This window comes from Streptomyces sp. NPDC058459 (genome assembly GCF_042721685.1).
Classification (GTDB): Bacteria; Actinomycetota; Actinomycetes; order Streptomycetales; family Streptomycetaceae; genus Streptomyces.
The window spans coordinates 1-13,221 of record NZ_JBHXLV010000181.1; the positions used below are offsets into that span (position 1 = coordinate 1).

General features: G+C 72.0%; 8 protein-coding genes. 5 read left to right on the top strand and 3 right to left on the bottom strand.

What is annotated here, in order from left to right; all coding sequences use genetic code 11:
• Positions 1–19: 19 nt before the first annotated feature.
• A complete protein-coding gene (locus ACFWN1_RS25840) occupies positions 20–682 on the bottom strand; it encodes a DsbA family protein (protein WP_384366520.1) in 663 nt (220 codons plus the stop codon).
• A 139-nt stretch (positions 683–821) separates the two neighbouring features.
• Between ACFWN1_RS25840 and pepN (ACFWN1_RS25845) the strand changes: the two genes are divergently transcribed.
• Positions 822–3,392: an aminopeptidase N gene (gene pepN / locus ACFWN1_RS25845; protein WP_384366523.1), complete on the top strand. Its 2,571-nt coding sequence runs from the start codon at positions 822–824 to the stop codon at positions 3,390–3,392.
• Positions 3,393–3,599: 207 nt separating this feature from the next.
• Positions 3,600–4,637 (top strand): hypothetical protein, encoded by a 1,038-nt coding sequence (locus ACFWN1_RS25850; RefSeq protein ID WP_384366526.1) that lies wholly within the window; start codon positions 3,600–3,602, stop codon positions 4,635–4,637.
• 7 nt (positions 4,638–4,644) lie between these two features.
• Here the strand turns inward: ACFWN1_RS25850 and ACFWN1_RS25855 are convergent, their stop codons facing one another.
• Positions 4,645–5,118, bottom strand: a complete 474-nt coding sequence (locus tag ACFWN1_RS25855) for an NUDIX hydrolase (protein ID WP_384366528.1) — start codon at positions 5,116–5,118, stop codon at positions 4,645–4,647.
• A gap of 201 nt (positions 5,119–5,319) precedes the next feature.
• Here ACFWN1_RS25855 and ACFWN1_RS25860 point away from each other — a divergent pair, with 201 nt between their 5' ends.
• On the top strand, positions 5,320–8,613 hold the full coding sequence (locus tag ACFWN1_RS25860) for a S8 family serine peptidase (protein WP_384366531.1): 3,294 nt from the start codon (positions 5,320–5,322) through the stop codon (positions 8,611–8,613).
• A gap of 333 nt (positions 8,614–8,946) precedes the next feature.
• Positions 8,947–9,963: an aspartate-semialdehyde dehydrogenase gene (locus ACFWN1_RS25865; protein ID WP_384366534.1), complete on the top strand. Its 1,017-nt coding sequence runs from the start codon at positions 8,947–8,949 to the stop codon at positions 9,961–9,963.
• A gap of 50 nt (positions 9,964–10,013) precedes the next feature.
• Here ACFWN1_RS25865 and ACFWN1_RS25870 read toward each other — a convergent pair whose 3' ends face one another.
• On the bottom strand, positions 10,014–10,505 hold the full coding sequence (locus ACFWN1_RS25870) for a DUF1203 domain-containing protein (RefSeq protein WP_384366537.1): 492 nt from the start codon (positions 10,503–10,505) through the stop codon (positions 10,014–10,016).
• A gap of 112 nt (positions 10,506–10,617) precedes the next feature.
• Between ACFWN1_RS25870 and pepN (ACFWN1_RS25875) the strand changes: the two genes are divergently transcribed.
• Complete coding sequence (pepN, locus tag ACFWN1_RS25875; RefSeq protein ID WP_384366540.1) at positions 10,618–13,188, top strand: aminopeptidase N; 2,571 nt, start codon at positions 10,618–10,620, stop codon at positions 13,186–13,188.
• Positions 13,189–13,221 lie beyond the last annotated feature (33 nt).

The window sequence follows — 13,221 nt, forward strand, 5'->3', positions numbered from 1 at the left end:
GGGCTTCTTCACGCGCCGGCTAGAGGTTGCTGAAGTCCGGGCCGGCCGTGCGGCTGCGCTTCAGCTCGTAGAAGCCCGGTACGGAGGCGACGGCGAGGGTGCCGTCCCACAGGCGGGCGGCCTGCTCGCCCTTGGGGGCCGGGGTGACCACGGGACCGAAGAAGGCGATCTGCTCGCCGTCCGGGCCGGGGACCGCGATGACCGGGGTGCCCACGTCCTGGCCGACCTTCTCGATGCCCTCCTTGTGGGAGGCGCGCAGTTCGGCGTCGAACTCGAAGTCGGTCTGGTCGAAGTAGTCGATCAGGTCGGCGGGCAGACCGGCCTCGGCGAGCGCGCCTTCGACGGCTTCCCGGGTCGGGCCCTCGCCCTCGTTGTGGATACGGGTGCCGAGGGCGGTGTAGAGCGGGCCGAGGACGTCCGCGCCGTGCTTCTGCCAGGCGGCGGTGACCACCCGGACCGGCTGCCACGCCTTGGTGGTGAGCAGCTCCCGGTACTCATCGGGCAGCTCGTCGATCCGCGGCTCGTTGAGGACGGCGAGGCTCATGATGTGCCAGCGCACCTCGATGTCCCGGACCTTCTCCACCTCCAGCACCCAGCGGGAGGTCATCCAGGCCCAGGGGCAGAGCGGGTCGAACCAGAAGTCCACCGGGGTCTTGCCCGACGTGGTCGCGGTCTCGGACATGTCTCTCCTAGCGAAAAGGTCTTTTCCAGCGGCAACAGCGCCCCCGGCCGCACCATTCCCCGACGCCCCCCGCCGGGGCCGCATGGCAGGATCGTGCCGTTCAGAGCCTGAATTTTACGATCACAAGGGAGTGCCGCCCGTGCCCGGTGAGAATCTGTCCCGCGACGAGGCCCGCGAGCGGGCCGCACTGCTGTCGGTCGACGGGTACGACGTGGCGCTGGACCTGCGCTCCGCCGTGGGCGAGCGGGGCGACGGGCCGCGCACCTTCCGCTCGGTGACCACGATCCGCTTCCGCTGCGCCGAGCCGGGCGCGTCCTCCTTCGCCGACCTGATCGCGCCGGAGGTGACCTCGGTGTCGCTCAACGGCCGCGACCTCGACCCCGGCGAGGTGTTCGACGGCGCCCGCATCGCGCTGGCGGACCTGGCCGCCGACAACGAGCTGGTCGTGGACGCCCGGTGCGCCTACTCCCGCACCGGCGAGGGCCTGCACCGCTTCGTGGACCCCGAGGACGGCGAGGTCTACCTCTACACCCAGTACGAACCGGCGGACTCCCGGCGGGTGTTCGCCAACTTCGAGCAGCCGGACCTGAAGGCGCCCTACCGCTTCGAGGTGCGCGCCCCCGAGGGCTGGACGGTGTGGAGCAACGGCGCCGGTGAACTCGCGGACGGTTTCTGGCGGTTCGCGGAGACCAAGCCGATCTCGACGTACATCACCTGCGTGGTCGCGGGCCCGTACCACTACGTCACGGACTCCTACGAGCGGGTGCTGGAGGACGGGAGCAAGCTGGAGATCCCGCTCGGCGCGATGTGCCGCAAGGGTCTGGCGCCCTACTTCGACGCCGACGACGTCTTCCTGCTCACCAAGCAGGGGCTGGACTTCTTCCACGAGCACTTCGCCTACCCGTACCCCTTCGGGAAGTACGACCAGGCGTTCGTGCCGGAGTACAACCTCGGGGCGATGGAGAACCCCGGGCTGGTCACCTTCCAGGAGGAGTACATCTTCCGGGGCAAGGTCACGCAGGCGTCGTACGAGGCGCGGGCGAACGTGATCCTGCACGAGATGGCGCACATGTGGTTCGGCGACCTCGTCACCATGGTCTGGTGGGACGACCTGTGGCTGAAGGAGTCCTTCGCGGAGTTCATGGGCACCTTCGCGAACGTCGGCGCGACCCGCTTCACGGACGCGTGGACGACGTTCGCCAACCGCCGCAAGGCATGGGCCTACCGCGCCGACCAGCTTCCCTCCACGCACCCGGTCACCGCCGACATCCGCGACCTCCAGGACGCCAAGCTCAACTTCGACGGCATCACCTACGCCAAGGGCGCCTCCGTCCTCAAGCAGCTGGTGGCCTACGTCGGCCAGGACGCCTTCCTGGAGGGCGCCCGGCGCTACTTCGAGCGGCACGCCTACGGCAACACCCGGCTGGCGGACCTGCTGTCGGTGCTGGGCGAGACCAGCGGCCGGGACATGACGGCGTGGTCGGCGGCCTGGCTCCAGACCGCCGGGGTCAACTCGCTGACCCCGCAGGTGCTGCTGGACGACGCGGGCCGGATCGACGAGCTGGCCGTGCTCCAGGAGGCCCCCGAGTCGCACCCCGAGCTGCGCCCGCACCGGGTGCGGGTGGGCCTGTACCGGCTCGGTGGCGGGGGCGCGCTGGAGCGGTACCGGAGCACCGAGGTGGACGTCGAGGGCCCGCGCACGGTGCTGCCGGAGCTGGCCGGCGCCGAGGTCCCGGACCTGGTGCTGGTCAACGACGACGACCTCACCTACTGCAAGATCCGCTTCGACGAGACCTCGCTCGCCACCCTCCGCGAGCACCTCGGCGACCTGACCGACCCCCTTGCCCGCGCCCTGTGCTGGTCGGCGCTGTGGAACCTGACGCGGGACGGCCTGCTGCCCGCACGGGAGTTCGTGGGGCTCATGCTGCGGTTCGCGGGCCGGGAGTCCGACATCGGCGTGCTCCAGATGCTGCACGCCTGGGCCGGCACCGCCCTGGACCGGTACGCGGCCCCCGAGTGGCGGGCCACGGGCGGCGAGCTGCTGGCGCGGGGCGCGCTGAAGGAGCTGCGGGCGGCCGGGCCGGACAGCGAGCAGCAGCTGGCCTGGGCGCGGTTCTTCGCGTCGGTCGCCTCCGGCGCGGCCGACCTGGCGCTGCTGGAGGAGTTGCTGGACGGCACCGAGACGGTCGAGGGCCTGACCGTCGACCAGGAGCTGCGCTGGGTGTTCCTGGAGTCGCTGGCCGCGCGCGGAGTGGCCGGCGAGGAGGTGCTCGCGGCCGAGCTGGCCCGCGACGACACCGCGTCGGGCAAGCGGCACCAGGTGCGCTGTCTGGCCGCGCGGCCCTCGGCGGCGGTGAAGGCGCAGGCGTGGGCGCGGGTCGTGGAGTCGGACGCGCTGTCCAACGCGCTGGTGGAGGCGACCATCGCGGGCTTCGGCAGGCCGGGGCAGGCGGAGCTGACGGCGCCGTACACGGAGAAGTACTTCGCGGTGCTGGAGCGGGTGTGGCGGGAGCGGTCGATCCAGATCGCCATGCACCTCGTCAGCGGGCTGTTCCCGGCGTACCAGGACCGGCCCGGGACGCTGGCGGCGACGGACGCGTGGCTGACGGAGCACGCGGACGCGGCCCCGGCACTGCGCCGGCTGGTGCTGGAGGCGCGGGACGACCTGGCGCGGGCGCTGCGCGCACAGGAGTGCGACGCGGGCGCCTGACCTCTGGCCTGAGCTTCATCGCCCGGTGACCGTTACGGAATCCGGGCGCGGCGACCCGTAACCCCTGGTCCTCCCCCGGACGGACCAGGGGTTCTCGCCGCCTGGTCGGCACCCGAACACCCGTCCTTCAGTACCGCGTTGTCCGCATTGTTCGACGGATGTGCAACAGCGGTCACGGGTGGGCCGGAAGTAGGGCATTCCAGAGCCATGACGCACGACACCCCGCTCTCCCCCCGCCCGCTCCGCCACCTGGCCGAGGTCCACCGCCGGGTCCTGACCGCCGCGCGGCTCCGCACCCACGGGGTGACGACGGCCGAGCTGAACGAGCGGTGCCGGGCCGGCGGCCCCTGGCGGCTGCTGCTGCCCGACGTGGTCCTGCTGCACTCCGGGGCGCCCACGAGCGAGGAACGCCTGCACGGCGCGCTGTTGTACGCCTCCCGCGAGTCCGTACCCGGGGTGCCCGCCCAGCCGGGCGCGGGCGATCCGCACCGGGGCGCCTACGCCGAGGCGATGCTCACCGGTCTGGCCGCACTCGCCCTGCACGGCCTGCCCTCCGCGCCGCCGCCGGCGTCCCTGGAGCGGATCGACGTGCTGGTGCCGAGGCCGCGCCGGCTGCGCTCGACCGGGTACGTGCGGGTGGTGCGCACCCCGGACCTCCCCGTCGCCCGGCCGGTGTCCGGGCTGCCGGTGGCACCGGTGGCGCGGGCGGTGGCGGACGCGGTGGCCCACCTGACGGACCCGGACACGGTACGGCGGCTGCTGACCGAGGCGGTGCGCGACGGGCACTGCGATCCGGCGGCGCTGGCACGGGAGTTGACCGAGGCGAAGCTGATGGGCCGGGCGCCGGTGGCGGACGCGGTGGAGTCGCTGATGGCCGAGGGCCGCGCGGCCGCGGAGGACCGGCTGTACCGGCTGGTCACCGAGTACGGACTGCCCGACCCGGTGTGGAACGTGGACCTGCGGCTGCCCGGCGGCCCCCACCTGGGCGGGCTCGACGCCTACTGGCCCGAGCAGGCGGTCGCCGTCGAGCTGGACACCCGGGCCCCGCGCCAGGACGAGGACGCGGCCTGGCCGGAGCACGCCCGCAAGCGGGAGCACCTGGAGCGGCTCGGGATCACGGTCGTGCACATCACGCCGGGCAGGCTCCGGGAGTCGGCGGAGCAGCAGGCGGCGGTGGTCCGTACGGCGCTGATGGCGGCCGGCGACCGCGATCCGGCGGCGTACGTGATCGTGCTGCCCCGCTAGGGCCTGTTCAGGGCGTCCCGGCCGGTGGCCCGGGGTCCAGGCGGCCGGTGGGCGGGCGTTCGCGCCACAGGCGCAGGGCGGTGTCGACCAGGGACACGCGGGTCAGAGCGGTCACGGCGGCCAGGTCGTGCCAGGCGGCCAGGTCGGTGGAACCGCCCACCTCGTACCGGAGTTCACCGCCGGTGACGCGGGCCGCGTACAGGAGCCGTACGCCGTGGCGGTCGACCGCGCGGCCGGGGAAGCGGCCGGGCAGCACCACCCGGCCGGTGTGCACGCCGAGCAGGTCGGTCACCTCGGCCCGGTAGCCGGTCTCCTCGGCCACCTCACGGCGCACGGTGTCGTACGGGTCCTCGCCGAACTCGGCTCCGCCGCCCGGCAGTACCCACTCGTGGCCGCCGCCCGGCGCGGGCGAACGGGCGAGCAGGAGCTGTCCGTCCCGGACACACACGGCGTAGGCCGCCACCCTCAACTTCCGTCGCATGGCGGGACGTTAGCGCGCGCCACCGGGGAACCACGTGAATTCGTGCTTATTCCGTCCCCATCCGCACACATCGCATCGCGGGTTTTCCCCATACATCGATCTCGATTCGGTCAACGAACCCCAAAAATCTGTCGATTGGGAAAGGCTGCGGTCGTCCGGCACTGGACCCGCGCGGACAACCCTCACCGACTAAGGGATGCGATGACCCACTTCCCCGACCGTGATCCGATACCCGGCCCGAGACGCCTGACGCGCCTGACCCTGGCCGTCGGCGTGGTGGCCGCCCTCTGCGCGGTCGGCCCCGTGCCGCTGGCGCTCGCCGCCGACGCGCCGCCCGCCGACCCCGGCGCCAAGTCCGCGCCCCGCAAACTCGGTCCTGACGACGCAGGCCGGCTCGCCGAGGCCAAGGCGGACGGCGCCAAGAGCGTCACCCTGATGGTCGCCACCGCGCCGGGCGCCACCGAGCGGGTCGCCTCCCAGCTCGACGCCGCCGGCACCGTGGGCCGCACCTTCGACAAGGTCGGCTACGTCCGCGCGACCGTCCCGACCGCCAAGGCCGACTCGGTCATCGCCGCCGCGGCCGAGCTGTCCTCGGTGCACGCGATCGACCTGCGCCAGGAGATCCCGCTGGACGACCCGGCGCCGGGCGCGGACACCGCGAAGGACGCCAGGAACGCCCGTGCGGCGGGGACCTACCAGGCGCCCGGCAGCAAGACCCCGGCGAAGAACCCGTACAACCCGTCCTTCGAGACCGGTGCCGTCGACTTCGTCGAGGACCACCCGAAGGCGGACGGGCGCGGGGTCACCATCGGCATCCTGGACTCGGGCGTGGACCTCGGGCACCCGGCGCTGCAGAAGACCACCACCGGTGAGCGCAAGATCGTGGACTGGGTCACCTCCACCGACCCGGTGAACGACGGCGACGGCACCTGGCGGCGGATGACCACCGCGGTCTCCGGCCCGTCCTTCTCGGCCGGCACCGGCGCGAACGCGGAGACCTTCAAGGCCCCGGCCGGCACGTACAAGTTCAACTACCTGTACGAGTCCGCCACCACCGGCGGCGACATGAAGGGCGACCTCAACCGCGACGGTGACACCACCGACGCATGGGGCGTGCTGTACGACCCGGCCACCGGCACGGTCCGCGTCGACACCGACGACGACCTGGACTTCGGCAACAACCCGCCGATGAAGCCGTACAAGGACGGCTTCCAGGTCGGCTACTTCGGCACCGACGACCCGAAGACGGACGTCGTCGAGCGCATCCCGTTCGTGGTCGAGGTCCGCAAGGACGTCGTCTACGACGCCGCCGGCGCCAAGGCCGACTTCGTCAACATCGGCGTCATCGAGTCCGAGCACGGCACCCACGTCGCGGGCATCACCGCCGCCAACGGGCTGTTCGGCGGCAAGATGAACGGTGCCGCGCCCGGCGCCAAGATCGTCTCCTCGCGTGCCTGCACCTGGTCCGGCGGCTGCACCAACGTCGCCCTCACCGAGGGCATGATCGACCTGGTGACCAACCGGGGCGTGGACATCGTCAACATGTCCATCGGCGGTCTCCCGGCGCTGAACGACGGCAACAACGCCCGCGCCGAGCTGTACACCCGGCTCATCGACACCTACGGCGTGCAGCTGGTCATCTCGGCCGGCAACTCCGGCCCCGGCGCCAACACCATCGGCGACCCCGGCCTCGCCGACAAGGTCATCTCGGTCGGCGCGGCCATCTCGAAGGAGACCTGGGCGGCGAACTACGGCTCGGCCGTGAACACCCGGTACGCGCTGATGCCGTTCTCCTCGCGCGGCCCGCGTGAGGACGGCGGCTTCACGCCGACCATCACCGCGCCCGGCGCCGCGATCAACACCACCCAGACCTGGCTGCCGGGCTCCCCGGTCGCCGAGTCGGGCTACACCCTGCCCGCCGGCTACTCGATGCTCCAGGGCACCTCGATGGCCTCCCCGCAGGCGGCCGGCGCCAGCGCCCTGCTGATCAGCGCCGCCAAGCAGAAGCACATCGACCTCACCCCGGCCGTGCTGCGCACCGCGCTCACCTCGACCGCGCACCACATCCGGGGCGCGCAGGCGTACGAGGAGGGCTCCGGCCTGATCGACGTCGTGGACGCCTGGACCGCGATCCGGTTCGGCGCCTCCGCGCACGAGTACACCGTCAAGGCCCCGGTCGACACCGCGATCGACGACGCCCTGAAGACCCCCGGCTTCGGCACCGGCCTCTACGACCGCGAGGGCGGCCTGAAGTCCGGCCAGCGCAAGACGTACGAGGTCACGGTCACCCGTACCACCGGCGCCGACCGCGCGGTCTGGCACCTGCTGAGCTTCGCGAACAACCGGGAGCACACCTTCCGCGTCGTGGGCAGCCCGCTGGTCCGGCTGCCGCTGAACAAGCCGGTCACCGTCAAGGTGGAGGCCGCCCCCAGGTCGGCCGGGCTCAAGAGCGCGATCCTGCGCGTCGACGACCCGCTGACCGTGGGCATCGACAAGCAGATCCTCAGCACGGTCGTGGTGGCGAGCCCGGTGGACTACACCCGCTCCTTCTCCGGCTCGGTGCAGCGCAACAGCACCCGCTCGTACTTCCTGACCGTGCCGGCGGGCGCCAAGTCGCTGGAGGTCGCCATCGGCGGCCTGAAGTCCGGCAGCCAGACCCGGTTCATCGCGATCCACCCCTACGGGACGCCGGTCGACAACACCAGCACCCCGTTCTGCTACAACAACTACCTCGACGGCAACGGCTGCAAGCCCGACGTGCGCTCCTACGCCGACCCGCAGGCCGGTGTCTGGGAGGTCGAGGTCGAGTCCCGCCGCACCTCGCCCCTGCTGGACAACCCCTACCAGCTGGACGTCTCCGTGCTCGGCGCGGTCTTCGACCCGGAGACCGTGACCGTGCCCGAGGCCAAGGTGGGCGTCCCGGCCAGCGCCTCCTGGAAGGTCACCAACAAGTACGCCGCGTTCGACGGCAAGCTGGTAGGCGGCCCGCTCGGCTCCGCGAAGGCCGCCCGCCCGGCGATCAAGGAGGGCGAGACCGCGACCACCACGGTCGAGGTCCCGGCCGGCGCCAAGTCCCTGGACGTGGCCATCGGCAAGGTCTCGGACGCGGCCGCCGACCTCGACCTCGCGGTCTACGACGCCACCGGCAAGGAGGTCGGCAAGTCCGCCGACGGCGACTCCGAGGAGGCGGTCTCCGTCCCGTCCCCGGCCGCGGGCACCTACACGGTCGAGGTCGTGGCCTACTCGGTCCCGGCCGGCTCCACCGACTACGACTACCGGGACGTGTTCTTCTCCGACGCGCTCGGCGCGGTCACGGTCGACGGCTCGGCCCCGGTGAAGCTCGCCACGGGCGCCTCCGCCACGGTGACCGGCCAGGTCACGGCCGCCGCCGAGGCCCCGGCGGGCCGCGAGTTCTTCGGCCGCGTCCAGCTGGTGAACGCGCGTGGTACGGTCGCGGGCACCGCGAGTGTGCAGCTCGGGAAGGTCACGCCGTAACCGGCTGATCCCCTGACCGAGGGGGCGGGCGTCCTGATGGGATGCCCGCCCCTTCGGCGTGTGCGGCGTGCGTCACACCTCCCTGCGGCGGTGGGCCGGACGGGCAGGGACCGCACAGCACGGCTTGCGGCCGACGGGTCCGGGAGAGGGAACTTCTGCGGCCGCTCCCCACGCGGGACCGCAGGTACGCGGGCCGTCCATCCCGTACGGGATGCCCCTCACTCCAGGCACACCCGTACTAAGGATTGGACACGCCGCCCCATGCCGGCCGCATGATGGAAAAGTGCCGGTCAGGGAAATGACCTGGTACTGGGACAGACAGAGGGAGTCGTCGTGAGGGTCGGAATCGTCGGAGCCACCGGTCAGGTCGGCACGGTCATGCGCAAGATCCTCAAGGAGCGGGACTTCCCGGTCACCGAGCTGCGCCTGTTCGCCTCCGCCCGCTCGGCCGGGACCGTGCTGGACGGTGTCACGGTGGAGGACGCGGCGGCCGCCGACTACTCCGGTCTGGACATCGTGCTCCTCTCGGCGGGCGGCGCCACCTCCAGGGCGCTGGCGGAGAAGATCGCCGCCCAGGGCGCTGTCGTGATCGACAACTCCTCGGCCTGGCGCCGGGACCCCGAAGTGCCCCTGGTGGTCTCCGAGGTCAACCCGCACGCCATCGCCGACCGCCCCAAGGGCATCATCGCCAACCCGAACTGCACCACCATGGCCGCGATGCCGGTGCTGAAGCCGCTGCACGAGGAGGCGGGTCTCCAGGCGCTGGTCGTCGCCACCTACCAGGCCGTCTCCGGCTCGGGTCTCGCGGGCGTGGCCGAGCTGCACGGGCAGGCGCAGAAGGTCGTCGCCGACGCCGACAAGCTGACCCACGACGGCGGCGCCGTGGACTTCCCCGAGCCGGGCGTCTACCAGCGCCCGATCGCCTTCAACGTGGTCCCGCTGGCCGGCTCCCTGGTGGACGACGGCCTGTACGAGACCGACGAGGAGCAGAAGCTCCGCAACGAGTCCCGCAAGATCCTGGAGATCCCCGGGCTGAAGGTCTCCGGCACCTGTGTGCGCGTCCCGGTCTTCTCCGGGCACTCCCTCCAGGTCAACGCCCGCTTCGCCCGCCCCCTGTCCGTCGAGCGGGCCACCGAGCTGCTGGGGCAGGCACCGGGTGTCGCCCTGTCCGAGATCCCGACCCCCCTCCAGGCGGCCGGCCAGGACCCGTCGTTCGTGGGCCGCATCCGCGCCGACGAGACGGTGGACCACGGCCTCGCCCTGTTCGTCTCCAACGACAACCTCCGCAAGGGCGCCGCGCTGAACGCGGTGCAGATCGCGGAGCTGGTGGCGGCCGAGCTGAACAGCTGACCCGGCTTCAGCAGGGGGCGCGTGCCTCGGTGCGCGCCCCCTGCTGTCCGTCACGGCCTGCGCACCTCGTACAGGAAGCAGCCGTACTCCACCGCCCGGACGTGCACGAGCGCCACCTCGGGGTCGGTGAACGCCTCGGTGAGGGCCGCCTCGAAGTCCTCGGGCGGGGTGACCAGCCGGCCGCCGAGGATACGGCCGTCGTGGGAGTAGCGGCGCAGGACGCGGTGGGCCCCGGTGAAGGCGAGCCCGCCGGTCTCCGGTCCGCCGCAAGGGTCGGCGTGGATGAAGACCGGCCCCTGTTCGTCGTACGCGCCCGGTTCGGCACCGGTGTCCGCGGCCCAGCGGCGCAGCGGCGCGTAGGCGACCAGCGCGATCCGCTCGCCCGGCTCGCTCGGGCGCAGACAGCAGCGCAGCGGGGCGCCGCCCTCGGGGTCGGTGCGGGGGCTCAGCGGGCGTCCCGCGTCATCCGTCGAACGCAGTTGCGTGAGGGCCGGCTCCATGAGGGGGCGCGCTGCGTGAGTGGTGGTGGCGTGTGTCGTCATGCGTCCCAGGCTGGCCCTGCGAACGCCCGGTGACCGGCGGGATAAGGACATCGCGTTCGCGGATCTCCCGTGGAAGGATGGCGCAACCCACACATGACGAGGAGATGACCGCGTGCCTGGCACAAACCTGACTCGGGAAGAGGCGCAGCAGCGGGCCGACCTGCTCAGCGTCGACTCGTACGAGATCGATCTCGACCTCTCCGGCGCGCAGGAGGGGGGCACCTTCCGTTCCGTGACCACGGTGCGCTTCGACGTGGCCGAGCCCGGCGCCGAGTCCTTCATCGACCTGGTGGCGCCCACCGTGCGCGAAGTGACCCTGAACGGGGACGCGCTGGACCCCGCCGAGGTCTTCGAGGAGTCGCGGATCGCGCTGCCCGGTCTGCTGGAGGGCCGCAACATCCTGCGGGTGGTGGCCGACTGCGCGTACACCAACACCGGTGAGGGCCTGCACCGCTTCGTGGACCCGGTCGACGAACAGGCGTATCTGTACACGCAGTTCGAGGTGCCGGACGCCCGGCGGGTGTTCGCCTCCTTCGAGCAGCCGAACCTCAAGGCGACGTTCCGGTTCACGGTGACCGCACCCGAGGGCTGGACGGTCATCTCCAACTCGCCCACACCGGAGCCCGAGGAGAACGTCTGGGCGTTCGCGCCGACCCCGCGCCTCTCGTCGTACGTCACGGCACTGATCGCCGGCCCGTACCACTCGGTGCACAGCGTGTACGAGAAGGACGGGCAGTCCGTGCCGCTCGGCATCTACTGCCGGCCCTCGCTCGCCGAGTTCCTCGACTCCGACGCGATCTTCGACGTCACCCGGCAGGGCTTCGAGTGGTTCCAGGAGAAGTTCGACTACGCGTACCCCTTCGAGAAGTACGACCAGCTGTTCGTACCGGAGTTCAACGCGGGCGCGATGGAGAACGCGGGCGCGGTGACCATCCGCGACCAGTACGTCTTCCGGTCCAAGGTGACCGACGCGGCGTACGAGGTGCGGGCGGCGACGATCCTGCACGAGCTGGCGCACATGTGGTTCGGTGACCTGGTCACCATGGAGTGGTGGAACGACCTGTGGCTGAACGAGTCGTTCGCCACCTACGCCGAGGCCGCCTGCCAGGCCGACGCGCCCGGCTCGAAGTGGCCGCACTCGTGGACGACGTTCGCCAACCAGATGAAGACCTGGGCGTACCGCCAGGACCAGTTGCCGTCCACGCACCCGATCATGGCGGACATCCGCGATCTGGACGACGTGCTGGTCAACTTCGACGGCATCACCTACGCCAAGGGCGCCTCGGTGCTCAAGCAGCTCGTGGCGTACGTCGGTGAGGACGAGTTCTTCCGGGGTGTGCAGGCGTACTTCAAGCGGCACGCGTTCGGCAACACGCGGCTCTCCGACCTGCTGGGCGCGCTGGAGGAGACCTCCGGGCGCGATCTGAAGACCTGGTCGAAGGCGTGGCTGGAGACGGCGGGGATCAACGTCCTCCGTCCCGAGCTGGAGACAGACGCGGACGGTGTCATCACCTCCTTCGCGGTCCGTCAGGAGGCCCCGGCGCTCCCGGCCGGCGCCAAGGGCGAGCCGACGCTGCGCCCGCACCGCATCGCGGTCGGCCTGTACGACCTGGACGACGCGGGCAAGCTGGTCCGGAGCAGGCGGGTCGAGCTGGACGTGGACGGCGAGCTGACGGCCGTGCCCGAGCTGACCGGCGTCCGCCGTCCGGGCGTGATCCTGCTCAACGACGACGACCTGTCGTACGCGAAGGTCCGGCTGGACGAGGAGTCCCTCGCCGTCGTCACCGGGCACCTCGGCGACTTCACGGACTCGCTGCCGCGCGCGCTGAGCTGGGCCTCGGCGTGGGACATGACGCGGGACGGCGAGCTGGCCACCCGTGACTACCTCTCGCTGGTGCTGTCCGGCATCGGCAAGGAGTCCGACATCGGTGTCGTGCAGTCCCTGCACCGGCAGGCCAAGCTGGCGGTCGACCTGTACGCCGACCCGGCCGCCCGCGAGGCCCTGCTGACCCGCTGGACCGAGGCGACCCTCGCCCACCTGCGCACGGCCGAGCCCGGCGGCGACCACCAGCTGGCCTGGGCCCGTGCCTTCGCGGCGACGGCCCGTACGCCGGAGCAGCTCGACCTCCTGGAGGCGCTGCTCGACGGCTCGCAGACCGTCGAGGGCCTCGCCGTCGACACCGAGCTGCGCTGGGCGTTCGTGGAGCGCCTCGCGGCGGTGGGCCGCTTCGACGAGGCGGAGATCGCGACGGAGTACGAGCGCGACCGCACCGCCGCCGGCGAGCGTCACGCGGCGACCGCCCGCGCGGCCCGCCCGACCGCCGACGCCAAGGCGGAGGCATGGGCCTCGGTGGTCGACTCCGACAAGCTGCCCAACGCGGTCCAGGAAGCCGTCATCGCCGGCTTCGTCCAGACCGACCAGCGCGAACTCCTCGCCCCCTACACGGACCGCTACTTCGACTCCGTGAAGACGGCCTGGGACTCCCGCTCCCACGAGATGGCCCAGCAGATCGCGGTCGGCCTCTACCCGTCGGTCCAGGTCTCCGACGAGACCCTCCGCAAGACGGACGCCTGGCTGACGGCCGTCGAGCCGACCCCCGCACTCCGCCGCCTGATCTCCGAGTCCCGCTCGGGCATCGAGCGCGCGCTGAGGGCCCAGCGGGCGGACGCGGCTCCGGCGTAGCCCGGCTGACAGGGGGGGCGCCCGGCCTTACGC